At 56.6% G+C, this 23631-nt stretch carries 20 protein-coding genes; 10 read left to right on the top strand and 10 right to left on the bottom strand.

Annotated features, from left to right (window positions below):
* Nucleotides 1-7: 7 nt before the first annotated feature.
* The gene (locus AS189_RS09430; protein ID WP_160320813.1) at nucleotides 8-838 is read right to left on the bottom strand and encodes a tyrosine-type recombinase/integrase; all 831 of its coding nucleotides are present in this window, start codon (nucleotides 836-838) and stop codon (nucleotides 8-10) included.
* Nucleotides 839-1396: 558 nt separating this feature from the next.
* Here AS189_RS09430 and AS189_RS19890 point away from each other — a divergent pair.
* From AS189_RS19890 to AS189_RS09415, 4 genes are all read left to right on the top strand, one after another.
* Nucleotides 1397-1636: a hypothetical protein gene (locus AS189_RS19890; RefSeq protein ID WP_129587221.1), complete on the top strand. Its 240-nt coding sequence runs from the start codon at nucleotides 1397-1399 to the stop codon at nucleotides 1634-1636.
* A 188-nt stretch (nucleotides 1637-1824) separates the two neighbouring features.
* Nucleotides 1825-2046, top strand: coding sequence for a helix-turn-helix domain-containing protein (locus AS189_RS09425; RefSeq protein ID WP_062287939.1), 222 nt, complete (start codon nucleotides 1825-1827; stop codon nucleotides 2044-2046).
* 172 nt (nucleotides 2047-2218) lie between these two features.
* Nucleotides 2219-3208 carry a tyrosine-type recombinase/integrase gene (locus tag AS189_RS09420; protein ID WP_160320812.1) on the top strand — a complete coding sequence of 330 codons (990 nt, stop codon included), beginning with the start codon at nucleotides 2219-2221 and terminating at the stop codon, nucleotides 3206-3208.
* A gap of 389 nt (nucleotides 3209-3597) precedes the next feature.
* Nucleotides 3598-4146, top strand: a complete 549-nt coding sequence (locus AS189_RS09415) for a hypothetical protein (RefSeq protein ID WP_062287936.1) — start codon at nucleotides 3598-3600, stop codon at nucleotides 4144-4146.
* Here the strand turns inward: AS189_RS09415 and AS189_RS20220 are convergent.
* Entirely contained in the window at nucleotides 4123-4332 is a 210-nt protein-coding gene (locus tag AS189_RS20220) for a hypothetical protein (protein ID WP_160320811.1), read from the bottom strand. The genes AS189_RS09415 and AS189_RS20220 overlap by 24 nt on opposite strands.
* Nucleotides 4333-5761: 1429 nt before the next feature.
* Here AS189_RS20220 and AS189_RS09400 point away from each other — a divergent pair.
* Entirely contained in the window at nucleotides 5762-6868 is a 1107-nt protein-coding gene (locus AS189_RS09400; RefSeq protein ID WP_062287928.1) for a PIN domain-containing protein, read from the top strand.
* 228 nt (nucleotides 6869-7096) lie between these two features.
* Here AS189_RS09400 and AS189_RS09395 read toward each other — a convergent pair whose 3' ends face one another.
* The 4 genes from AS189_RS09395 to AS189_RS09380 all read right to left on the bottom strand — a co-directional run bounded on the left by AS189_RS09395 (nucleotide 7097) and on the right by AS189_RS09380 (nucleotide 13402).
* The gene (locus tag AS189_RS09395; RefSeq protein WP_062287925.1) at nucleotides 7097-7675 is read right to left on the bottom strand and encodes a hypothetical protein; all 579 of its coding nucleotides are present in this window, start codon (nucleotides 7673-7675) and stop codon (nucleotides 7097-7099) included.
* A complete protein-coding gene (locus tag AS189_RS09390; RefSeq protein WP_062287922.1) occupies nucleotides 7665-7856 on the bottom strand; it encodes a hypothetical protein in 192 nt (63 codons plus the stop codon). Before AS189_RS09390 ends, AS189_RS09395 begins: the two co-directional genes overlap by 11 nt.
* A 622-nt stretch (nucleotides 7857-8478) precedes the next feature.
* Entirely contained in the window at nucleotides 8479-12168 is a 3690-nt protein-coding gene (locus tag AS189_RS09385) for an NACHT and WD40 repeat domain-containing protein (RefSeq protein ID WP_160320810.1), read from the bottom strand.
* 439 nt (nucleotides 12169-12607) lie between these two features.
* On the bottom strand, nucleotides 12608-13402 hold the full coding sequence (locus AS189_RS09380; protein ID WP_062287915.1) for a hypothetical protein: 795 nt from the start codon (nucleotides 13400-13402) through the stop codon (nucleotides 12608-12610).
* Between the two features lie 223 nt (nucleotides 13403-13625).
* Here AS189_RS09380 and AS189_RS09375 point away from each other — a divergent pair, with 223 nt between their 5' ends.
* Both AS189_RS09375 and AS189_RS09370 read left to right on the top strand, forming a co-directional pair.
* On the top strand, nucleotides 13626-14108 hold the full coding sequence (locus AS189_RS09375) for an HAD domain-containing protein (protein ID WP_062287911.1): 483 nt from the start codon (nucleotides 13626-13628) through the stop codon (nucleotides 14106-14108).
* Nucleotides 14109-14177: 69 nt separating this feature from the next.
* The gene (locus tag AS189_RS09370; RefSeq protein ID WP_129587220.1) at nucleotides 14178-14843 is read left to right on the top strand and encodes a DUF7019 family protein; all 666 of its coding nucleotides are present in this window, start codon (nucleotides 14178-14180) and stop codon (nucleotides 14841-14843) included.
* A gap of 347 nt (nucleotides 14844-15190) precedes the next feature.
* Here AS189_RS09370 and AS189_RS20215 read toward each other — a convergent pair whose 3' ends face one another.
* The gene (locus AS189_RS20215) at nucleotides 15191-15355 is read right to left on the bottom strand and encodes a hypothetical protein (protein ID WP_160320809.1); all 165 of its coding nucleotides are present in this window, start codon (nucleotides 15353-15355) and stop codon (nucleotides 15191-15193) included.
* A gap of 748 nt (nucleotides 15356-16103) precedes the next feature.
* Here AS189_RS20215 and istA point away from each other — a divergent pair.
* From istA to AS189_RS09355, 3 genes are all read left to right on the top strand, one after another.
* Entirely contained in the window at nucleotides 16104-17630 is a 1527-nt protein-coding gene (gene istA, locus AS189_RS09365) for an IS21 family transposase (protein ID WP_062286435.1), read from the top strand.
* On the top strand, nucleotides 17627-18406 hold the full coding sequence (gene istB / locus AS189_RS09360) for an IS21-like element helper ATPase IstB (protein ID WP_272946725.1): 780 nt from the start codon (nucleotides 17627-17629) through the stop codon (nucleotides 18404-18406). Before istA ends, istB begins: the two co-directional genes overlap by 4 nt.
* A gap of 1864 nt (nucleotides 18407-20270) precedes the next feature.
* The gene (locus tag AS189_RS09355) at nucleotides 20271-20708 is read left to right on the top strand and encodes a tyrosine-type recombinase/integrase (RefSeq protein WP_062287905.1); all 438 of its coding nucleotides are present in this window, start codon (nucleotides 20271-20273) and stop codon (nucleotides 20706-20708) included.
* Between the two features lie 89 nt (nucleotides 20709-20797).
* Here AS189_RS09355 and AS189_RS09350 read toward each other — a convergent pair whose 3' ends face one another.
* The 3 genes from AS189_RS09350 to AS189_RS09340 form a co-directional block, all read right to left on the bottom strand.
* Nucleotides 20798-21631 carry a hypothetical protein gene (locus tag AS189_RS09350; RefSeq protein WP_062287901.1) on the bottom strand — a complete coding sequence of 278 codons (834 nt, stop codon included), beginning with the start codon at nucleotides 21629-21631 and terminating at the stop codon, nucleotides 20798-20800.
* An 88-nt stretch (nucleotides 21632-21719) separates the two neighbouring features.
* Entirely contained in the window at nucleotides 21720-22967 is a 1248-nt protein-coding gene (locus AS189_RS09345; RefSeq protein WP_129587219.1) for a hypothetical protein, read from the bottom strand.
* A gap of 43 nt (nucleotides 22968-23010) precedes the next feature.
* On the bottom strand, nucleotides 23011-23628 hold the full coding sequence (locus AS189_RS09340) for a hypothetical protein (protein WP_062287894.1): 618 nt from the start codon (nucleotides 23626-23628) through the stop codon (nucleotides 23011-23013).
* Nucleotides 23629-23631 lie beyond the last annotated feature (3 nt).

Genomic DNA, 23631 nt, shown 5'->3' with positions numbered 1-23631 from the left:
CTAACCATCAGCGGCCCTTCTCGTCACCGATGCCGGGCAGGGAAGCGTTACTGACGGCTGCGCGCAGATCCTCGGCCCGTGAATGGGCATATATGCTGGTAGCTTCCAGTGAAGCGTGTCCAAGCAGGACCCGCACGGTGTCCAGATCCAGCCGTGGAGTGTCGATGCCTCGTAGCCACATTGTGGCCCGAGTATGGCGGAGCATGTGAGGACGGATCCTGCTCGAGACGGATACAGAGATGCGTTGGAACAGATCCACTACGCCCGCGTAGCTCATGGCAGTGCCGCGGGAACTTCGGTAGAGATTGACGAAAACGTGAGGGTTGCTGTCGAGCCCCAGGATGTCCCGGCGGTCCAGAAGGTAGTCCTCATAGGAAAACACCACCCGGTCAGGAACCGGTACCCAACGAGGCCCGGTTTTCGCCCGAGCCCCGTTGAGGACCTCGTTCGAGCGGACATGGATATGTGGGCCCCGAATCCGACAGCCCAGGCCGGAATTTTCGGCCAGGAAATGGACGTCCTGGCGGAAGAGTGCCAGTGCCTCACCAATCCGCAGGCCTGTGAAGAACAACAAGTCGACCAGGAAACGGTCTCGAGCGACCAACTCAAGATTCAGAAGCACTGCCCGGGCTCGCGGGAATTCGATCCACTCCGGGGAAGCAGTCTCCTGGTGGCTGCGGGCCTGCAGTTCAGGGACTTTTACCTGGCGAATCCGTCCCTGTTCACCACCATAGACGCCGGCAGCAATGTACCGGGGTTCATAGATCAACCCGGACAAAGCAGGCTCAACCACGGCGGCGGCTTCGGCCCACTTAAAGAACTCGACCACAGCGGTCATCCAAGCGTCCACCGTGGCCGGCCTCCGGGGACGCGGCAAACCCTTCGCGCCTGAACAGGGAGTCGCAACCACAACGGTTTTCCATTCGACGAGATCAGTGAGGCGCACCTTTCGCCAGTCTCTACCGGAAGCGACAGACCAGCTCAGATAAGGCGCAAGGCGGAGTCCATAGGCTCGGATGGTGTTCGGCGACTTCCCCACCGCGGCAAGGAACCGCAACCAGCGCGTTGCCTCCTCATGAATGTCACCCTCGGATGATTCGATCACCAGCATCGCGTCGCCCGTCGAAGGATGCACAGCGCGGCTTAGCATGAAAGTAAGGACGGAAGGTGCCATGGCAATATCACTACCAAGACAAAACGTCGGCAGGCAGATCATCTGACTAACGTGAGGCAATCAGGAGATGAATCTCAACGCGCATGACAGTCAACCAGCACCGTCAGATAACCATCGTCGTGGTCAGCGACCATCACCACTGGTCAGGATTCAACCCCACCGAGATCGAACGACTCCGGCTCGCCATCCAGTAGCCAGCCTCAACAGGTGATCCAGTGCCGCATGAAGACTTCATGCGGCACTCCCCTGCGCCACCACCATCCCACCGATATTTCCTCCAACCCACCACCGCAGCCGAATCCCACCACGACCAATTCCGCTGGCAAAAGCACCCCCAAATACCGTGCTGCTGCCGCTACCAAAAATCCCTTCACACTTCTGGCACCGAAGCGGGTTGCCGTCACGGCCAGCGTGACGGCAAGTCATGGGGTATCCGGGTCGGATCGCTACGGCGAGGCGTGACCAAGCAAACCGGCCCCGAATGCAACACCATGTTCACACCCGCCAGCAAACTGGAGCTCTTTTGCGTGCCACGCCAGTATTGGGTGAGGTCGCCACCGTCATTCTTCTGACATAGCAACGGCAGTCATGTAGTTCCAAGGTCTTTTCGCCATGGAAAGGGGAACGTCCACGTTGAAGAGGAGATTCTAATGAGCGAGCAAATTGGCCATATCCCTTCCACCGCAGCAATCGCGGAGGAATGGCTGACCCCACGAGACATCTGCCGGGAACTGCAGATCCCAGAGCAGACCTTCTACCAGTGGCGCGTCAAACACCTTGGGCCACGGGCCCACCGGATTGGCCGACACCTGCGCATCAGCCGCAGCGACCTGAATGATTGGCTCTCGACGACAGAGGATCACTTTGCCTAGAGCGCGTTTGCCATTGGGTACTTGGGGGCAGATCACTCGCAAGCAACTCAAGCCAAAAATTTGGCGTGCCCGCGCCAAATTTCGCTCCTTCGATGGTGCAGTCCGCCGGTACGAAGCGTGGGGACCGTCTGGCCCAAAGGCAGAGGCGGCACTGATTCACAAGCTCACGCTTTTGATCCCAGCCAATGAGGACGAGATCGGACCGGAGATGCAGTTGCGCGAGCTTTCACGGATTTGGTGGGCTGAATTTGAAGACCTGGGCCGGGCTGCCAACACCAGCAAACGGTATCGGGAACTCCTGGACACCCACATCCTGCCAGGCACCGGTGAGCTGACTATCAGAGAAGCCAATGTCAATTCCCTCGACAGGTTCCTCAAGACCATCCGAACCAATAGCGGCGCCACGACCGCGAAGATGTGCAAGACCATCCTTTCCGGGATGCTCAGCCTCGCCACACGGCACGGCGCCATCAGCGCCAACCCTCTACGAGAAGTCGCCAAAATCCCCATCGTGGTGAAGGAAGTCCGAGCCCTGACCCTGGACGAAGTTATCGCCCTTCGCAAAGGCGTCTATGCGTGGCAGCAACCCACCGGGCGCCCCAACGGACTACACGAGAAGGACATCCTCGACGTCGTGGACTTCATGCTGGCCACCGGCGCCCGCATCGGGGAGGCACTTGCCATTCATTGGACGGACGTGGACCTCGACGCCGAAAAACCAACGGTGACGATCAACGGTACCGTCATCAAAGTCAAGGGCACTAGTGGGCTGCAGATTCAGGACCATCCGAAGAGTTCCAATTCTCGGCAAAGGTACTTCCTGCCGTCATTTGCCGTCGAAATGCTCCGCAAGCGTCAGACTGACACTGCACGAACCAATGACCTGGGACTTGTCTTCGCCTCAAGTGTGGGGACAATCCGTGATCCCAACGGATTCCGTAAGCAATGGCGCGAAGTCCGAGAAGCCTTGGGTTACGACTGGGTCACCCCGCACACGTTCCGTAAGTCAGTGGGTACCATCCTCGCCAACACCCAGGGCATTGCTGCTGCCACGGCGCAGCTCGGCCATTCAAACGAGAAGATCACCAGCAAGCACTACGTCCAGAAGACACATGAGGCGCCGGACAACACTGAGGTACTGCAAGCATTCGGCGATGAATGAAGGGGACTGCCCCGGGTTTCGTTGACTCTCTCAAGCAAAGCCGGGGCAGTCCCCAGCTTTATAGAGCTGGATCCACTCGGGGTGCAGAGGGTCTGGAGGATACAGGGGGGCCACTCTAGGACTGTGCGCTTGAGTGGGGAAGGGCCGGCTGGCTGCGCGGCCACAGACACTAGGTCGGCTCCTTGTTCTCCACAAGTGGTGCGGTGAGCGTGAAGCTCACTTACCCGGCACCGCTGTGGCCGAAGCGCTCACCGTGAAGCTCACCGCCCCGCGCTCCGGTACATGCGGTCAGGGCACACCTTTTGGACGCAAGAAAGTCCGCGGAGTAACAGTTAGTTGTGCAGGTTCTTGCCCTCCGACGGTGCGCTAGACTACCGACAGGAGGGCAAATGATGACGGAATACAAGAAGCCTAGGGGGCTGCTGGCTTACATGACCCCGGGCCTCCTCGCTTTTATCGTCGGCTCTGTGGTTGTCATCGTTTTCTCATTTTTCGCATGGTTTTTCAGCGACGCGCAAGTCCATTATCGGAATGCTGACAGAGATCGACCGAACAGCGCCCCTAAGCAACCCTTAGAGCCTGTTGAAGAGATCGAATACACAACGCCACCCAGGCAAGGCTTACGGTCTCTTGAGGAGATAGAACGAAAAACGCTCGCCAGGGAATCCCTACAGCATGTTGAGGAGAACTACGAGCCCTCGGACCAGGAGATCGAAGAGGCGAACCGAGAGTCGTGGGAGAAAGTTTTCGGTAAGGGGTGGTCATGCCTCTATGCCCCGACGATGAACGAAAATTGGCACGACGACGTGAGCTGCACTGACGGAGTAAACGCGCATCGCCCAAACCTTCTCGCCGACTGGGGATTTGTAACCGAAGACGACATGCGCGCCGCTGCTCAGGAATATGAGAGCTACCTAAACTCCGGCGGCACGCCCTAAGAGGTTCCTGCCGTAGGGATCCCAGTACTCACCAGCGGCCCGGATCACAGCCTCGCGCTCTGCGGTCCAGGGGAGCGGCAGACCTGCCGTCGGCCCGGGGTGCCAATCGCGATCATCCACCCAGAGGACGGAGCGACTCTCAGCGCCCTCCGGCTCAATGGCCCAGTATTGATGAAATCCGGCCACTCGGATTTCATAGACCTTTTCGCTATCGCGGGAGTACTCGCGCAGTGGGCCATCGCGCTCCAGTGCTAATTCAAAGTCGCTGGTAGGGGCCTGATTCTGGCGATTTTGAGCGCGCGGTGGGCGCTTCTGGCGGTGTGTCTGGTGGCTTTGGCGATGTTGTCTATTCTTGCGATCCTGTAGAGACTGATGGCCAGGTTTCTGAGCGAGGCCATGAGCCTGGGGGCGTTGCCGGTGCGGACCATGGACTTGTCCTCAAGAAAAACTACGTCCCGTACCCAGTGGAGCCGGTTTTCTATAGTCCAGTGCCCACGGACGGGACTGCCCCGGGTTTCATTGACTCTCTCAAGCAAAGCCGGGGCAGTCCCAAGCGCCTGACAACACCGAGGTGCTGCAGGCATTCGGCAAACACCTAACCGACTAAGTTTGAGCCATCCAATATGGTGCTGTGTGGACCGCCAACAGACTATTCCCAGTTGTCCCTGCTGTGGTCAAGACAAGTATGCGTGCTCGCCACTGAACCGCCGGCCAACTTCAAAATGACGTAGGTATATGGGACCACAAGAATCCGTCTCGATGAGCGTTCCACTTTGCATGGGATCGGCTATGTTCAAACGATGGCAAAACAGATCTTACGATTCAGTTTCTCAATCGATGCCGGGCCAAATTCAGGTCTCCTTTGCGGAGGATGGCGGGTTTGGTGTACCGGCGAGGACACGTACATTACGGCCAAGAGTCTCAATGGGACATGGAAGACGTCCCTTCATGGTGATGAGGCGTGGCGGACGGCCGTCACTGCGGAGAATATGCATTCAGAATTTCCCGTTTTCACTCCAGGTGAAGATCGAGCACCATGGAAGTACGAGGTTCCCACGTTCCATGATGGAAAGCGCCTGGCTTTCGTGGTCGCCGTGGCTCGTTCAGCAATGCTGCCGGGTCAAAAAGACCAGAAAGAGGTTCAGATTGCGACTCAAGATGCATGGAATGTCATACAGTTGGCTAGAATTTGGATGACGGAGCCGGGAGTGAGTCTCGAGGGTTTGGACTTCATCGGGGAACCATTATCTCTGAAGAGTGGCCGCCGTGTTTGGCTGGACACTGTGGCCGAAATAGTTCCTGGATGGAGCACTAGTCCCGAAAATCCAGCGGTAGGTTCAATGGTCGAAGTTATTACACCCGAGTCCCATGGATCGCTGTCTCCTGGACTGCTCGTTAAAGGGATCCAGTTGGGCTGAAGGTGACCGCGATGGGTTCTTCGAATCAATAGTGGCACTTCCATCGACGCCGTCCGGGATTCGTAGACGGAGGTATTGCAAGCGTCATCGGCTGTCCTGCTCGTCCCGGTCCCTCTATCGCCTTCATAAATGAATGGGCGTGTGGCCATCAATTATCACAGTGTGTACAAGTCAATTTTGGGAGCACAATGCGGGCAATGGTAGTTGACACGACTACGCTTCAGCGTAGAAGCACGGAGCTGAAAGGCTTCCAGTGGACACTTGTCCTGAACGCCTCACGCAGTGGACAGTTCTTGCTGGCCGTGCCTGAGGTTTGCCTCCTCGAAGCCAACCGTCAAGTTCAAATCAGTCTTGACCACGCGGCCACAGAAATAAAACGAGCAGCGTCGTCAATCAGGCTCACGGACGTATCAGATGAATTGAAATCATTTCATGAGCGCTTCCAGGAAGAGGCGAACGCGGAAGCGGAAAAGTTCATCCTCAATGCGACGACAAGAATCCGCGAGCATGGAGGTCGAGTCCTTCCCCTACCTGACGTATCCCACTCAGTGGTCGTTCAAAAAGAGTTGGGGTTTGTGAAACCATTCTCCGAAGATGGCTCCGGCTACAGAGACACGCTGATTTGGCATAGCTTGCTGGACTTGGTTAGAAGTGAGCCAGGTCTTGAAGAGTTGTATTTTGTCACAAATAACAGCAGCGACTTTGCGGTGAGCAAAAAAAATAAGCACCAGCTGGCCACAAATCTCATAGATGAAGTCAAGCTAATCAACAACAATCTTTCGGTGCATTTGGTTAATACCCTCGACGAATTCATTGCAAAGCTAGACCTAACACGACCTTCAACGGCAGAAGGAGCAGAGAATGCCCGGGACGCCAAATTCGATACCGATCTTGCAAACGCTATCGAGCGAGCAGCGGACGACGTGCTGTGGAGCGACTTCGATGTCCTATTGGAGGTTGCAGAAGCACTTGATGTCCAATTCCCCGAGTGGTTTGAGAGTCCAAAGATTGCGCATTTGGAGATCGACTTCGACACGCTGACCTATACAGAATCTGAAATCGGTGACTCCACGGATACGGTTCTGATTTGCGAAGTTGAGGCAGAAATTTCCGCTGAAAGTCCCGTATACAAAGGCGAGATGCACTCGATCCCGAACGAATACTGGGTTTCTGATGGCGACATGAACGACCACTACGGAGAGGTTCAGACCTCAGTGCACGGGAAGCTTCAGTTCAATGCTCTGGCGTCCCTAGATGGCTCTATTAGTTCTTGCACACTCATCGGACTCCTCCCTTCGCGATGAGAAATCGTTCCGATAGCTTTCAAGGAGCTGCAGTTGCCACGGATGTAGGGTGCACTCATGAAATAGTCGCCTATCTTGGTGGCCTCAGCGTAGGTGGCCGGTGGACTCAGGAGCACCAGGCCGCTTATGCGATGCTGCTGCCTGAGTCCACGGAGTACGAGTGGCATTCTCCCCACTTCGAAAACTGATCATGACTCCGGTAGCCTGCCCGCACCTCGGCGCTTAGCGTCAACTTGTCGGGGCCGGATTTTCCCCGTCGTCTTCCATGACTTTGACGCTGACGATGCGCATGATGCCGTCGGTTCCTCGCTGGTATTGGATGGAGCCGATGTCCTCAGCAGCAACGTTCCGGCAAAGATCAATAATACTTTCAACGGGAAAGAAGTAGAGATGCTTGTGGCGTTCGTTTTCTGAGGCGACGAACGCGCCGTCAAACAGGTCAGTATCTTCGGTTGCGCTGAGAAACCAGACGAAAGAGTGGATGAGTTGGTTGCACAGGTGTGGGATGGTGATGTGATCATCTACCCCATGCTCCAAGTCGTAGTGCTCCCATATCTTGTGTCGGTTCCAAAGGTCGGGAACGGATCCAATGAGTTTGTGCCGGATGACTGGGACTTTGGTCTTCGCCAAGTCGTCAGAAATTTTGCGGGCTTCGTTCAACCTCCGGATGGCGTAGGCACTCGTCATGAAGTCGCGTTCGACCAAAAAGCTGCTGCGTTCGGTCCACCGCTGTTGCTTGGACTTCTTTTCCAGCCGGTCGGCTACGCGCCAAAGTTCCTCGCGCCACGGGATCGAGTCAGAAATCATTCACTGGCGCCAAGTCTGCCGAAGTTCCATCCGAAATGCGCAGAAGGTCAGCGGCAAGCATGAAGCTCCAGATCACGCACTGCTCAGCTTCAGCAGCGGTGACATCACTGTGTACGCCTTTGTTCGCCATGGAGTCAAGATTGGTGATGCGCTTCCCATAGCTCGCTAGGGTGTCACCCATGACCTTGCCCTGTAGGCGTTTGCCGAGTTTCTCCTTAGCAAACTGTATTAACCGATTGCGGTATGCGTTGACACTCCCCCTTTTCAGCAGCGCGAGCTCCCCCTTTTGGTGTCACAAAAAAGAATTTCGATCTTGTTCAAGATAATGGCCAGGCCGTTCATGCAATCAAAGTAGCCCAACGGTCCCGGCCCAAGGGCTGTCTATCGGACTCCTACGGCCGGACCTCGTTGCAAACGATACTTAACGTCACCACAGGCCAGGGCCTGATGCCCGAGATCCCGCTGTTATCGGAACCCCAAAAAGCGTCTCATTCAAAAAAATCGTGAGCTCCAACGGGGTGGATGCAGGCAACCTGAATTCGCATCCAGGCCATAGCGCCGCACGAAGCGGTTGAGCTACCTTGCCTTCGTTGGGGACGCGAGGACCGCCCACGAAGGGGTAATAGAGCGCGCCTTGAATGGAGGTAAAGCTACCGCCAATCCTAGTGATTATGCAGCTTCCCGACTTGAATCATTGAATTTCTCCGCCTAATATATCGTTTTGCCTCTTCGTAGTCCTACGTTTCGGCGCAGATCCGCCAGGGATAGGTCGAGTCTGCCCAAGAATTGCGTGACGCGCAGCACTAGCACGAAGTGATGACTTCAGATCTGAAGTATTCCGCTGGCAGCCTCGCGGTGTGCCCGCCGGTTTCATGCCGTTCCCATAGCAGAGCTCGCCAACCTTCATCTGAGATCTCAAGGAGCTTGTTTGTGGCGGGGCGCCAGACTGCGTATCCACCAAGGTCCAACGGGTCTCTACTGACGAACCCAAACGCTAGTAGCGCATTGCTTGTTCTCAAGTCCCAGAGTCGAGCTGTGCCATCGTCCCCCGCCGTAGCAAGCAGGATCCCATCCGGGGAAAACGCGGCCGAACGAACCCCGCCTGTGTGGCCAATAAGGGCCACTCGCTCTGTCCCGGTGTCCGCCTCCCACAGCCGGACCGTGCCGTCGTCTCCTGCTGAGATCAACGTGGTCCCATCCGGGGAAAACGCGGCCGAACGAACCCCGCCTGTGTGGCCAATAAGGGCCACTCGCTCTGTCCCGGTGTCCGCCTCCCACAGCCGGACCGTGCCGTCGTCTCCTGCTGAGATCAACGTGGTCCCATCCGGGGAAAACGCGGCCGAACGAACCCAGCCAGTATGGCCAACAAAGACCCTGCGCTCCACCCCGGTGTCCGCCTCCCACAGCCGGACCGTGCCGTCATTCCCGGCCGTGGCCAACAAAGCCCCATTAGGGGAAAACGCGGCCGAACGAACCCAGCCAGTATGGCCAACAAAGACCCTTCGCTCCACCCCGGTGTCCGCCTCCCACAGCCGGACCGTGCCGTCTTCCCCAGCCGTGACCAGCAAAGCCCCGTCAGGGGAGAATCCTGCGGAAAGGACTCCGCTGGCATGGCCAATGAGGACGGTTCGCTTCGCCCCGGTGTCCGCCTCCCACAGCCGGACCGTGTCATCGTCCCCAGCCGTGACCAACAAAGCCCCATCTGGGGAAAACACGGCCGATCGAACCCACCCGGTATAGCCAGTGAGGACGGTTCGCTCCACCCCAGTATCGGTCTCCCAAAGTCGGGCAGTACCATCGTCCCCGGCCGTGGCCAACAGAGCGCCATCCGGGGAAAACACGGCCGAAAGCACCCAGCCCCCGTGTCCAATAAGTACGGTTCGCTCCACCCCATTTCCAGTCTCCCAAAGTCGGGCAGTACCGTCGTCCCCGGCCGTGGCCAACAGAGCGCCATCCGGGGAAAACACGGCCGAAAGTACCCAGCCCCCGTGTCCAATAAGTACGGTTCGCACCGCCCCTGTGCGGGTTTCGAGAAGCCGAACTATGCCATCGTCCCCTGCCGTGGCCAGCAGTGACCCATCAGGGGAAAACACGACCGAGCGAACCGCACCAATGTGGCCTTCGAAGACGGTTCGCTCCGCCCCTGTGCGGGTTTCGAGAAGCCGAACTGTGCCATCGTCCCCGGCCGTGGCCACCAGTGACCCATCAGGGGAAAAAACCGCCGAACGAACCCACCCGATGTGGCCCTCGAAGGCTGTTCGCTCCGCCCCGGAGCCGACCTCCCACAGCCGGACCGTTCCATCGTCCCCAGCCGTGGCTAGCAGTGACCCATCAGGGGAAAAAACGACCGAGCGAACCGTACCAGTGTGGCCTTCGAAGACGGTTCGCTCCGCCCCTGTGCGGGTTTCGAGAAGCCGAACTGTGCCATCATTCCCAGCCGTTGCCACCAGTGACCCATCAGGGGAAAACACCGCCGAACGAACCCACCCGGTGTGGCCCTCGAAGACTGTTCGCTCCGCCCCGGAGCCGACCTCCCACAGCCGGACCGTTCCATCATTCCCAGCCGTGGCCACCAGTGACCCATCAGGGGAAAACACCGCCGAACGAACCCACCCGGTGTGGCCCTCGGAGACTGTTCGCTCCGCCCCGGAGCCGACCTCCCACAGCCGGACCGTTCCATCGTTACCGGCAGTGGCCAATACAGTCCCATCTGGGGAAAACACGGCCAAGTTCGAATGGATCGCGTTCCAGCGGAGGCGATCCGAAGGCAATTGTGCTGCCGGAAATCGTGCAGGGGCTGCCAAGAAAGATGGGTTTGGATCGAGACACCGTAGCTGCTGGGCTCCTCGGATGTCCGAATCGTCAAACTCAGTGACCGTGAGAATGCAGTCACGAAACACTGTACTGACTAGGTCCGCAGCGACAAAGCGTGTCGAGTTGAGGGAGCATCTAAGGAAGTAGGCCTGAAACAGGTTGGCACCCTGAAAGTCCGCTCCGTCGAGATTCGCATTGTACAGTGCTGCATGTCGAAGCGACGCGCCTCGGAACTGCGCTCCGGACAGATCGAGGGGTGAGTGGAAAGTGCCAAATGCTGGGATCTTCAGGTTATCAAGTTGTGCCCCTCTCATGTCCAATCCGCGCAGGACTGGGACCGGCCATCCACGACCAATGGCTCTCACCGCGTAGGCCAGTAAGTTCTCACTGGCCTGGACCCGGTACGGTGCTGACCACGATGCAAGAGTGGTCAAGAGCTTGGGTTGCCTAGCCTCTGCCAGTAGTTGGCCGATGAAGTCGAGGGTCGCATAGCTCAGAGTTGGGAGCGCCCAATGTTCGGGGCGATTACTCCGGATTGCTTCTACGAGGTGCATGGCAAGGAAGTACTCCTGCAACGAGGTATGGGCAAAACGAAAAGTACTGCTTTCGTTTACGTCCGTTCGGGTGAGGAAAGTGGCAGCACGCAAGTCCTCCTCCAACCGATCTGGGTGGAAGTGTTCATATCGGCTTCGTAGTCCGGGCTCCAAGTCGAGCCATTCCCGGAACCACCGTTCAATGACACGGATAGGCAGGGATGTTTCGCGTTCCGCCCACATACGGGCTGCCAGCGTGGCAGTAAACATCTGCTTATCTTCGGCCCTAATCTGGTGCTTGCCGTCGTCACGCTCCAACCATGCATTTGCCGTACGTCTATACAGGGACACGCCGTACACCGTTTTGCCGGCTGCGCGGTCCAATTCGATCTCGGGCAGAAAGCGGGCGACGAGAGACAGCGTGTAAGGGCGCCGGGTGAGTTCGTCAAGGCCGTGGATACTGTGAATCGTCTCGAGAATCTTGTTCAAGTCCTGACCGGGGAAAACAGTACTGAGATAAGTGCGAACCTCTCCATCTTCGAAAGGGCGAAGAATTAGGACGCTGGAGGAGTCAGCCTGCATGTGCCCAGGTGGGCGGTGACCCGTGAAGTGGTTAAGCTGGTTGCTCAGCGTCCGGAAGTACTCGGTCCGGCAGGAGACCATTATCTTCAGACGGCCGCAACGTGCATCCCCAAGTCGCGGGGCCAGGCTGAGGAGAGTGCGGGTGAAGGTCTGCCCGTCACCAGCGGAGAGCTTCACCAGCACCTCGTCCAAACCGTCGAAAATCACGACCGCGGGTTGGCTGATCCAGCTCTCGAAATTCTCCATGGTGTATGCAGGAAGGTCGCCGTTCGGCCAGCTTCGCTTCATCACTTCAGTCACGATCTGGTCCAACGTAGGGACGCCGTGCTCAAGGCCAGTCACTTCTCGCAGGTCCAAGTACAACGACAGGGGTATCGTCGGGTCTTTGGGCCGGAGTTTGCGCAGGTGGCGCGCGAATCTCTGTAAGGTGACGGTCTTGCCCATGCCGTACTCCCCCAACAGGGCGAACGCGCTGGAGGAGGCTGGGGCATGGGCCCACGCCAGCAGGTGGTCCATGACGTCCACGCTGCCGGCTGTCCGAGTTGGCGCTGTGTCGCCGTCCACAGGACGACTGGTGTGGTCCCACGGTTAGGCACCCAAGGGCCGTCTGCGTCTATGAAGGGCGGCAGCCGAGGGGGTCCCACTGGCGCTGGGCGCCGAGCGTCGAGATTCGGCTGGTACAGCCCTTCCCCATCTAGGGCCATGTGCACGACGAGTGCAGCGTGCTTAGCGGCAAGTTTCTGATCACGCTCTTTCGACTCAGCGCCCTTGTTCCCATCTCCAAAGTCGCAGACCGCCTTGACAATAATCCAATGGACGTCGTGGAAAAGGGCCGATTCGTGCAGGCCACGCCCCTCCATCTCACCACCGATGACCTCGGTCCCAGCCAACTCGATCAAACTCTGGCGATAGTCAATGTTGTCGATCAGAGCGTTACCGGACAGGAGCACTCCCTCCTGTATCTTCGGGAAACCATCACTGCCGTCAGGCAAATACACGTGCTTCAGCCCGTTGAAGCGATCAACCAGCAAGGGCGATGCGGTGGGGTATGCCCTCGTGGAATGACAACGCCCAACTTGTTCACCTTCCGGAGTTCGTAGTCGTTGACAGCCGCGCTGACCAAGACGTCTCCAATGCTTTGCTTTTGCTCGTCTACTCCGAAAGCGATGCCGACGCCTATCAGGGCTTTGGGCGAGAATAGCCGAATGGATTCTTCCGCAGCCTGTTGGGCCGCCGCGCTTCCCTGGCGTGAGATACGCAGCATGACTCGGGCTCCACCGTGGCGGCCTAACTCGAAGTATGGACTCGCCGTAGCCACTGGCACCCGCTGATTTTGCACAAATTCTTTGAAGACGGCCTGAGTCTCGTGCTGGTTGAATGTCAACAGCATGATCACGGGGTCCCCCGTCACGGGGCCCTGCTGATCCACGACCAATCGCTCAGGGTGAATACTGTTCTGGTTTTCGCAATGCGATGGTCCCGGCATTTGTGAAGAGCCCTGGAACCAGACCCAGCGACTGATTACGCCAGCATTCTTGTACGCGGTGATGCGCGCCGTCAACTGCACACCAGAGCTTTCCGCTGCATCGTTGATCACTTGAACCAATTGACTTATCAAGTTGTCCGCCGCAGCATCGTCATGAAGTGGAAACAGCTCGGACTCCAGCGTCGAAACGCGCACCCTACCCTTTTCGTCGATCAGCTTCAGAAGCTGCCCGACCAAGCTTTGGTACTTGTCGTGCAAACTGATGTGACCGAACACGCGGAGCGTACTGTAGCGGTCGAGGTGTTGCTGCATGAAGGACTCCTTTAGGTCTTTTGAGCCTAGGCCCTCACTAAGGGTCGAACAATGGGCTAGACCAAAAAGCCGACTCGGCCACTCACGATTCAAATCCTGACTATCGGGCTGCACCGCGCACGGCCGACCTGCCGCACGTCAGCTCCAGTTCTCCATTGGATGATGGGTCCGATAAGTTTCGACATCTAAAGACAATTTTCTGTCCTGATGGAACAATCGACACATGAAGGTCATCATTTTCCTAGACGTCGATGGAGTCATAGATCCGCGGATACTTCGAGGTGGTTCAAACTATGGTGATGAGTTAGAGTTCGTCGTAGATTCTAGAATTGCTGAGTCCATACAAAGAATATCGAAGGCCGCTGACATCGTCTGGCTGACGGCGTGGCCATATGACCAAGTTGCGAGTCTTGGTGCCCAAATGGGAGTTGAAAGTCGAATAATTTCACTTGGAAGCCAAAATATTTATCATTCCAATACCGCAATTAAGTCCAATGAAATTAGCAGCTGGCTGAACAGAAGATGGGTAATGGAAAGACTATACTGGGATGCTATTGTATGGGTAGACGATGAATTAGGGCCCAAGGAAGCGAACTGGGCCGAATTTCAGATTCAGCCAACCTTACTAGTCCCGATTAGACCAAAGAGCGGCCTAGCAATCAAGCATGTCCAAAATATTCTCGAATTCTGCGCAGGATTCAAGTGAAATGGTAGCTAGAATGATTCATAACACCGTTTTAATAAAAACTACCAATCAACTGAGGTGGTAATTTCCGTGGAATATTATTTATATCGCAGTTCCACAAAAATTGACATGCTATATTCTCAGGTACCAGTGAAAATGCTGAAAAAAGTATCTACCGAGCTTAAACTGGATCTCAAATTGGCCTCATTATTAATAAAGAACAACGATATAACTGATTCAGAATATGCGAAAATAGTAATCGTTCGTGATGTGCTTACAAAAACCGGAACTGTCGGGACCATCCAGTTTCCGCAGACGTACGTGTCGGGTGACGAACTCGCTCAGTGGGCCTTGGTGGCCGGAGGAACAGTGATCTGGCTTGTCAAACGGGGTGCAACCCTGCTGGTAATGACCGGATCTGCCCAGTTTTTGGTCGGTGATAGACGGCCGGAACAAGAATTTGGCCTCCACTCATATGCATGGTCCGCGCTAAATAGAATGATGGAAGATCTGGACGTGACTTATGAAGGAGATCCAAGCAGCACGTCCAGAATGCTTGCGGGGGTTGCCCATGCCCAACGGCTATTGGCGCCGTTTCAACAGCGTATCTCCTTCCTAGCTGTCGCTCAGCAAGTTGTATTTCGAAAGTCAGCGGCGAATAAATCCCAACAATATTGGGATTCCTTCCCAAATATTGACTCGATCATATTGGGATCCCCTATTTATGTGTCTCTCGGCAGCACAAATGCCATTTGAGCAAGAGAGCAATTGAGCTCTACCTTGCTGTTACGCGTCGCCATTCTCTGGCGATGCATTAGTCATTGTGGGTGACGATGTTGCCACATTGGTTGGGGGTTCGTTGGCGACGTCATCGTGACGACCAGGCCTCTCATTCTGGTTGGCCTTGAGGCGTGCCGCGGCTATGTCGTCAAAGTGAATCTGTTCGGCCGTTCCGTGGTGGAGTGACTCGTCCGTTGCGGGTGGTCGATGTTCAACACGAGGTGGCCCCTTCCCAAGGACTCTGGATATGGGTCACAGTTGTTAGTGGCGGATCCCTACACCTACATGTCAGGCTGGGAAGATATCCAGTCCCGCTTCATCGCTCAGTCCAGGCTGCTTCGGATGCCGGCATGGCTCAAACCAATACTGCCTCGCACATATTTCACATCCTCGCCGGTCCGCGGCGGCACCGCATTGGGCGCTCGTTCCACATGCATAACTGCGTCACCGATTCCGTCGTGGCACGCCATGGCGAAATGAGTATCCATGGCCAGCGGTGAGACACATCGCCAAGGCCTACGGAATCTTAAGATGGCACGCCCGCCCTGCCTCACGATCAACATAACTAACCACATTGGATCCTACGCGCCTCTCATCAGCATTCGGCCGTTTCCTTGCAACCAGCGATCTACCTTGGGCGACCACAACGGAGCTCAGATCGCCGCGAATAATGCCGTGTCTCCCGACCCAACCGTAGTCGACGGCCTCTCAATCTGGGGCACCTGGCATCGCCTAGGTCCAAGTCAGAGGCGTAAAATGGTAGGAGAGGACAATGGCCCGCACCGCCTGAAGGTGGATCACTAATGAACCTGTTCACGCAGCTATTCGCAGTCGAAGCCCAAATGATGTCAAGGGACCCTGAGGAGGAACTCCCCTTTTACTCCCCCTTTTCAACCAAGAACTACGGCAATGCACGACATGCCACGGCCTTCGAAAACTATGAAGTACCGCGGAAACACGACGATTTTGGCAGTCAACGACAACAGGTAGAATCCAGGCGGCTAGATTCTCTTGGCCGCCGATTCGATTCCGGCCCGGGGTGTTAGCGGCCATGAAAAACTGCCCATAGGCGGCCACGAAAGTGCCCACTGCTGGCCAGCAGAAATGCCCATTGGTGGCCATGAGATCTGCCCACTCTTTTTACTAGCCTCGTCGTGTTCTTAACGGCGGGAGCCCCTTCCTGGGGTTTGATGTCGGTGTCTAGTCGCACCAAACCACACCAGGAAGAGGCTCTGTATGAAGTCTGACGGAGAAATCATGGAAATTCTTGAAGCGTACGATCTTACGAAGTCGTTTCGCGCCGCGGCAGTCCTCGCGGGTTGTTCGCACCACACCGTAGCCAAGCACGTCGCCGCCCGCACTGCCGGCAAGCCTTTGGCGGAACCAGTATCCAGGGAAAAGATCACTGATGAGTACCTGCCCAAGATCGAGGAACTCGTAGAAAAGACGCGTGGCCGGATCCGGGCTGATGTCGCCCACCAGAAACTGGTAGGCATGGGTTTCGAAGGGTCGGAGCGTTCCACCCGCCGCGCGATAGCCCAAGTCAAAGACGCGTGGAAGCTCGGCCGGGTACGCGTGCACCGCCCCTGGATCACAGAACCTGGCGGCTGGCTACAGTACGATTTCGGCGACGGCCCCTCCATCGATGGTGTGAAGACGGTGTTGTTCGTGGCGTGGCTGGCCTGGTCACGATTCCGGATCGTCATCGCGCTACGGGACCGGACAGCACCATCTGTGTTCGCTGCTCTCGATCGCTGTTTCCGCATTATTGGCGGGGCTCCGGTTTATATCCTCACTGACAACGAGAAGACGGTAACTGTCTCCCACGTGGCCGGGGTACCGGTGAGAAACCTGCAAACCGTGGATTTCGCCCGCTACTACGGGGTGACCGTGTTGACGTGTCAGCCGGCGGATCCTGCTTCCAAGGGCGGGGTGGAGAACGCGGTAAAGGTCGCTAAGGCTGACATCGTGCCCAAGGACACGAACCTGCGCGAGGCGTATGGTTCCTTCGCTGAGGTGGAGGCCGCGTGTGAGGAGTTCATGGCCCACATCAATGCTCGTGAGCACCGCAGCACCAAGCGTAAACCGGCGTTGATGCTTGCTGAGGAGGTGTTGCGCCTGCATCGGGTTCCCGATGACGCCCACACGGTCTCTTTTGGATTAGCACGCACCGTGCCACCGAACACGCCCATGGTCACGTTCAACAACGCCATGTATTCCGTGCCGTCCCACCTGTTGGGGCAGCGGGTGTTCGTTCGTTCCCACGGGGCTGGCCCGGATGAAAAGGTCGTCATCGTGCACCACGGCGTGAATGGCCCGGTGGAAGTCGCCCGCCACGGCAGTGCCAGACCAGGGAGCCCTGCAATCAATGACGATCACTTTCCCGGGTATGTGGAAAGGATCCCGGGCGATTACACACCCAGGGCCCGTACCGGGGCCGAGGCGGAGTTCCTGGCCATCGGTGGTGGTGCCGTTACCTGGCTCAAGGAAGCAGCCGCGGTTGGCACTCAACGGATCAACGTGAAAATGGCTGAGGCTGTTTCTCTGGCGAAGATCGCCGGTGTCATTGATGTTGACCGGGCCCTAGGGACTGCGGCGATTCATGGACGGTTCGCCCATGGAGATCTTTCCTCAATCCTGCAAGCAGGACGGGCCAACATCACCACCCACACCGCGAACGAGGGCACCTCCCTGACTCAGGGCACCGGCGCTTGGGCCGCGATCACCACAACAACCGCCACCGTCAGTGAGGTAAAGCAGTGAACCCGATCAACACCACCGCCCCGGCACTGCCACAGGACCTCGAGGCGATGATGCGTTCCTTGAAGATGCCCCACGCCCGCACCTTGGCGCCGGAACTCATCGCTACCGCCCGTGCCCAGCGCTGGGAACCAGTAGAGGTCATCAAAGCCCTCTTTGCCGAGGAAATCCGTGGCAGGGCCGCCTCGATGCTCGCCACCCGGCGCAAGGCGGCCGGGTTCCCGACCGGGAAAACTTTCGATGTGTGGGACCCGGCCGCTTCCTCGATCCCGGCCCCGACTCAGCAAGCCCTGCGGACTCTGGAATGGATTAGGCGTGGGGAAAACCTTGTCGTTTGCGGGCCCTCCGGTACCGGGAAAACGTTCTTCCTCGAGGCCCTGGGCCAGCAAGCCGTCGAAGAAGGTTTACGTGTGGTGTGGTTCCGGCTCGAGGACCTCGGTCAGCTCATCCGCGCCCACCGCACCGATGACAGTGTCACTAGAGCTATCACCCGGGTGCTGCGCGCTGATTTGGTGGTGGTTGACGATATTGGTTTGTTGCCCGTGGGTACTGATGCTTCCGAGGGACTTTACCGGGTCGTGGATGCCGCCTACGAGAAACGCTCCATCGCGATCTCTTCCAATCTGCACCCGGCCGGCTTCGACGAGCTCATGCCTAAAACCCTGGCGACAGCGACAGTTGACCGGCTCCTGCACCATGCCCATGTCTGCCAGACCAGTGGTGACTCCGTCAGGCTCACCCAAGCCCTGGCGGGGAAGGGAGTAACGAAACTGAGCTAAAACACTGGATCGGAATGGCCAACCACAAATCTAAAGTTGTGGGCAGATCTCATGGCCATATCCGGGCACTTTTGCTGGCCACCAGCGGGCAGAAAACCTGACCGCTGGTGGGCAGAAACTCATGGCCCTTGACACCGGGGCACAAAAGGGCCTCTGACCTGCGGTTATGCCCTGCAGAGTAGAGGATGTTGGATGCCGATTCCCCTGCCACTCCCCCAATTCAGCAAAGTTTTCTTCCAAGTTCACTCCCCCTTTCAGTACAACGAACTCCCCTTTTTGGTACCGAGACAATAAATTCGGGTAATCCGAGATGGTCGGTGGGCCGTTCAGGCAGTCAAAGTAGGCAAGTGCCCCTGCCCCAATCGCTGTCCCTCGAGTAGCTACGGCCGAACCTCCTGTGTTTCGGCAAGTAAGATACAGCAATTCGAGAGCTAAGAATCCAACCATATTGGCAGCGAATTCTGACAAATATTGGGGCTGAAATAGACAAGCCAAAGAAGCCAGGTCGACAGTCGCAGTCCAGTGCAGAATGTTCAGGGCCACCGCTGGACACCCGACTTGCCGCGCCAGCTACGGCGAGCATCGCTTCTTCAAGAGCCAGCAGGAAAACCTTCCTCCCGCGACCAGCCTCGCGCCCGCGGCCGCAAGTGCCGTTCATTCATGCCGGCCCATGATGCTGCTGAAGTTGCAGGAACCCAATAATTGGAGGACGCTCCCAGGCTGCGCATTGCGACCTGGCTGCCATTCTCGACAACGGAGAATTTCCAGAACCTGATAAATAGGGAACCGACCCGCAATCGGTGGACGACTAGGAGCTACGGACCACGGGGGACGAAATCGTTAGGGATTGCTTTCCCTGAACCCGGATTCATTCCCGCAACGTTGCAGAGGCTACCAGCATTGCTGAAGTACATCTGGAGCCACCCGCTTTCTGTTGAAGAATACCAATGAGTGACCTCGGCAATACTGCTCGCGAGAGTGTCGTCCTTGACCGTGTAGGTAACTGATTCACCGGGTTCCACGACAATAACACCACCGCTAGGGACTCCCGGTGAGGGCGCCCAGTCGTAGTCTCCGTAAAGCGCAATCGCTGACGTCTGTCCACGGGCGTTCAGTCCCTCAAGGTTTGGCACATCACGCTCGTTGACTTGGACCGCCGCACTCGTGCCGTTGTGAAGTGTCCCACGTCCCACGACTGTTACCTCGTTCGGAAGGGTAGAGTACGGAAATTCGAAGATAATAGAATCCAAGCTCGCTGAGACTGTACCGGACGGGCATGTATCCACAGGCGGTCGAGTCTCCGGGGCAGATACGAGCGGCGTGGCGGTCACGGCTTCAATAACTTCAGGGGCGATCGTGGCTATTGAGGGTGGCAACTCCTGAATAGACTCCGCTGGCGAAGGTGCAGGCGTTCTTACGGTCTCGGGGGCTCTAGTACGCGGGGGCTTGGCAACAAGTGTAGTAACGGACGGCGTCGGCTTAGCGGTAGGTATTTCTTGTATGGAGGTGGTACGTGAGTCGGTCATGTTCATGCCAACCGCAACCGCTACGGCAGCTATGGCACCTACCACGGCGGAAAACAAGACGATCAAGAGAATTTGATGGAGAGGTTCATCTTGCGCCAGGTCATACCGGAAGTGTACGCGTCAGCCACAATTTTTGCCGACGTCGTCACTTCAAGTGTCGCGTCAAACCCTTGGTAAGGGCGTGTATGCGTGGCAGCAGCAGACCAGGCGTCCCGACGGGCTGCCGGTGACGGGCATCCTGGAAGTTGTGGACATTATGCTGGCCACCGGCGCCCGCATCAGCCAGGCCCTTGCGATTTCACTGGACGGACGTAGACCTCGATGCAGTAAAGCCCACCTTGACGGTCAATGGGACCGTCATCATAATCAAAAGCACAAGTGGCCTGAAGATTCAAGACCATCCGAAGAGTTCCAACTCACGGCAGAGGTACTTCCTGCCGTCCTTCGCCGTTGAAATCCTCCGCAAGCGTCAATCCGACACTGCGCGAACCAACGACCTTGGCATGGTCTTTGCCTCCAGCGTGGGAACGATCCGTGATCCAAATAGCTTTCGCAAGCAATGGCGAGAGGTCAGAGAATCCCTTGGGTATGACTGGATCACGCCGCACACGTTCAGGAAGTCGGTCGGTACGATCCTTTCCAACACCCAGGGTATTGCCGCCGCCACGGCACAGCTCGGGCACTCAAACGAAAAGATCACCAGCAAGCACTACGTGCAGAAAACGCACGAAGCGCCCGACAACACAGAGGTACTGCAGGCTTTTGGCGACGGGTAAACCCAGTGGAACCTAATGGATCAGCACGTCGTCCCCGTCTACTCACGTCTGGGCTGGCATTCGCTGAGGCCGACCCAACTACAGAGCACTCACGGATTTCGATTGGTGATTCTGTGTTCGTTCTCTACCAGATCAAGAGCGTCTGTTCGATGGAATTCGCTCAGTGAGGGAATCGGCGACATCATCCCAAGGAAGGGAATGCCCGGCCCTGCGTGAATTGCTATTGCCCCTTCGATGTAGAGATGGTCTTGATGGGTGCTGACCAAGCTAAAATCAGCGGCGAAATGGGGCAAATCCTGAGGTCTAGGTCCGAAATGAAGGCTCAAGATCGCTTCAACGCCATAGCCCGATAAGTCGATTAGAAAAGCGTTCCTATCGCCTGACGTGAGGACTACTGGTTCGCCATCTTGTTGAGTTCCAACGCTCTCCGACGGAATTTTGTCACGATCATAAATAATGCCGCTCATGTACAAGGACTGAATACCGGGCGTGTCCAGAAAATAGACAATGTCACCTTGCCGCGGCCTATGATTCCATGGCAGATAATGGGGTAGCCGCGCGGCAAGCGAGAAGATCTGAACTCCATCCAACTCGTCCATTGAAGGTAGATGAATCGTCTGGCGGCCGTCACCTCTCTCAAACTTCACCGGCTGGACTGAGGACATGCCGGAGCGATGGTAGTGAAATTTTGGAGGGTTGTCAGGCCGGGTAGTCACGTAGCTCTCCCTGACTGGTAGCAATCCGTCAGACGGAGAGTGAGTGAGTCGCGAACAAGTTGTTTCTCCCCAGTTTTCTAAGTAGGGAGAAACCATCACCCCGCCATCGCGTTTGTTGACGTAGATTGACAGCAACTTTCGTGCGCAACCCTCAGTATTCATTTTCACGAATACACCCAGGCTCCTCTTCTTCGACAGCTTCTTCATTGTCGGCTTGTTACTGGAAATCTTGAATCCTTCTCCTTATTCGACGCTGTAGGGGCCGACGATGCAGCTCAACAGCATGCGGATGTCCTCAGCCTTCTACTGAGGTACTTGAATAGAATTGATGCTCTCGAGGGATTAGCTGTTCGTCAAAATAGCCAATCCGAAGCAACGGCTGGGGCCTACTCACGTCGTAGAGAATATGCCCACCTGTGATGCAAATTGCCTCTGACAATGTGTTTTCGCGAATGTTTCGCTCAACATCCTCCGGTATGAAGTGGCCTTCCTGCGGCCCCTTGTAGGTCCATCCTGGAAGACCCGTGGAACGTCCGTCCGGATCGGCTGCCCATTGGCGTTCCGCTAGCTTCGGCGAGACGAGGCGGGTCATCCAAACACCGTCGTTTCTCTTCGTCCAACCGCGATCTGGTCCATCGTTGTGGAAGGCGTCAAGCACATCATGCGCACGGGTGAAGAGATTTTCGTGACTACAGCGCATGCCTTGGTTGACGTATATTCTCTCTGTTCCGTCCTTTTCGATGCATAAGAGGCTGCACACTTCTGGTTTTTGAGCCAGTAGCACAGCATTCCAAGCACTTACAGTTCCCCTGAACTTCTCATAGACCAGCGGCGCCTTGGGCACAACAAATTCGTCAAGGGCAATCTCGAGGGCGAATCGTTGTCTTGTCATTGGATGTACGTCGAAATATGCAGCGAAGGCTCGATCCGTCCCCATGGCGTACGGGAGCTCCCATATCTTGCTAGGCATCGTGAGCAATTTCTTGGCATTTGCGATTGCTGTGGAAGGGTTTGGGATTTCACCGGCTAGCAGGTACACCTCACCGCCTGAAGCCCTGGGCAACCTAGCAACTAGTGAGAAGTCGCCTGTACTGCTCAACGCTGAAATGAGTGCACTGGGACCGGTTTTTTCTTCGGAGATGACTACAAGCATTAGCGTGCATTCACTGGCCTTCGATACTGGAACCCTGAAGCTCCCAGACTCAAGCGTTGGTCCATCACGAAGTTCTGCGTACGGGAAGTAGAGACCATAAGCGATTCTCCATTTTTCGCCGTTGTTGCTATCCCTCCATCGGTCCAAAGCGTGACGGTCAATCGAAGCCAATTGCCCTCGCATATTGGGCCCGAGGCCGAGTTGACTTTCACCCTTTGAATGCATGCTGATCTTCAGGGATTCACCGCAGTCTCTGGGAGCTAAGTAGACTTCATCTGACGGACGGCTGGATGCGTACGTCCACAGCTTCCACTCTCGCGATCGTCGCCCGCCTCCGTCCACAACAGCAAAACGTGCCGTACATAAGTCTTTCAACTTTTTGTTGCTCAACTTCTCCCCCTCATAGTCGCAGGTTCAATACAGATGTGGTGTACTAGGCCAGTTCTTGCTGCATTAGGTCCCAGACTTCTTGGCGCGCTACGGAGAGATCGAACTTCCCGCCGGACAGAAGCGAGGTGGCCCGCTCGAGTGGCCACTCGATCAGCGATCCGTAACGAGCCGAGTAAATGCCGAGCTGTTCGATGTTGTATTGATTGGAGTAATCCAGTAGCGCATAGCCCAGAAGCTGATAGACGCTATCGGGCTTAAGCACATCTGGACGAAGTCCTGCCCTGTTCTTGGGGGCAAGAATAGTCTTAATGTCCAGTAGTAGACCTCCTGCCACGAGGTCGGCTTCAGCTCCGATTCGCTGGGAAGCGCCGGGCTTGGAAAGTTCAAATGTTGGGCCAAGGCTAAACGGGCCAGCAAGTTTTGGAATCAGACGTAATTCGGCCAGTTTTTTCAATGCGAGTAGCTCGGCGACAGCGTTATCGTCGGCTTGCTCAAGCATCGTGTCGACGAAAAAGTTGCCGCTGTCCACCAAATCTGGATCAAGCGGAGCCCATGCAGGACCCGCCCGGTACGCATTGACGCAAAGGGCGAGTGCCCAGACGGCCCGAGTGGCCAGCTCTTCATCGTCTGACCGACCAGCGATGCTAGCCAGATCGTTCACAAC

The sequence above is a fragment of the Arthrobacter alpinus genome (assembly GCF_001445575.1).
Taxonomy (GTDB): domain Bacteria; phylum Actinomycetota; class Actinomycetes; order Actinomycetales; family Micrococcaceae; genus Specibacter; species Specibacter alpinus_C.
The sequence above is the reverse complement of the archived record's forward strand: the minus strand, read 5'-3'. Positions and strand labels throughout refer to the sequence as shown.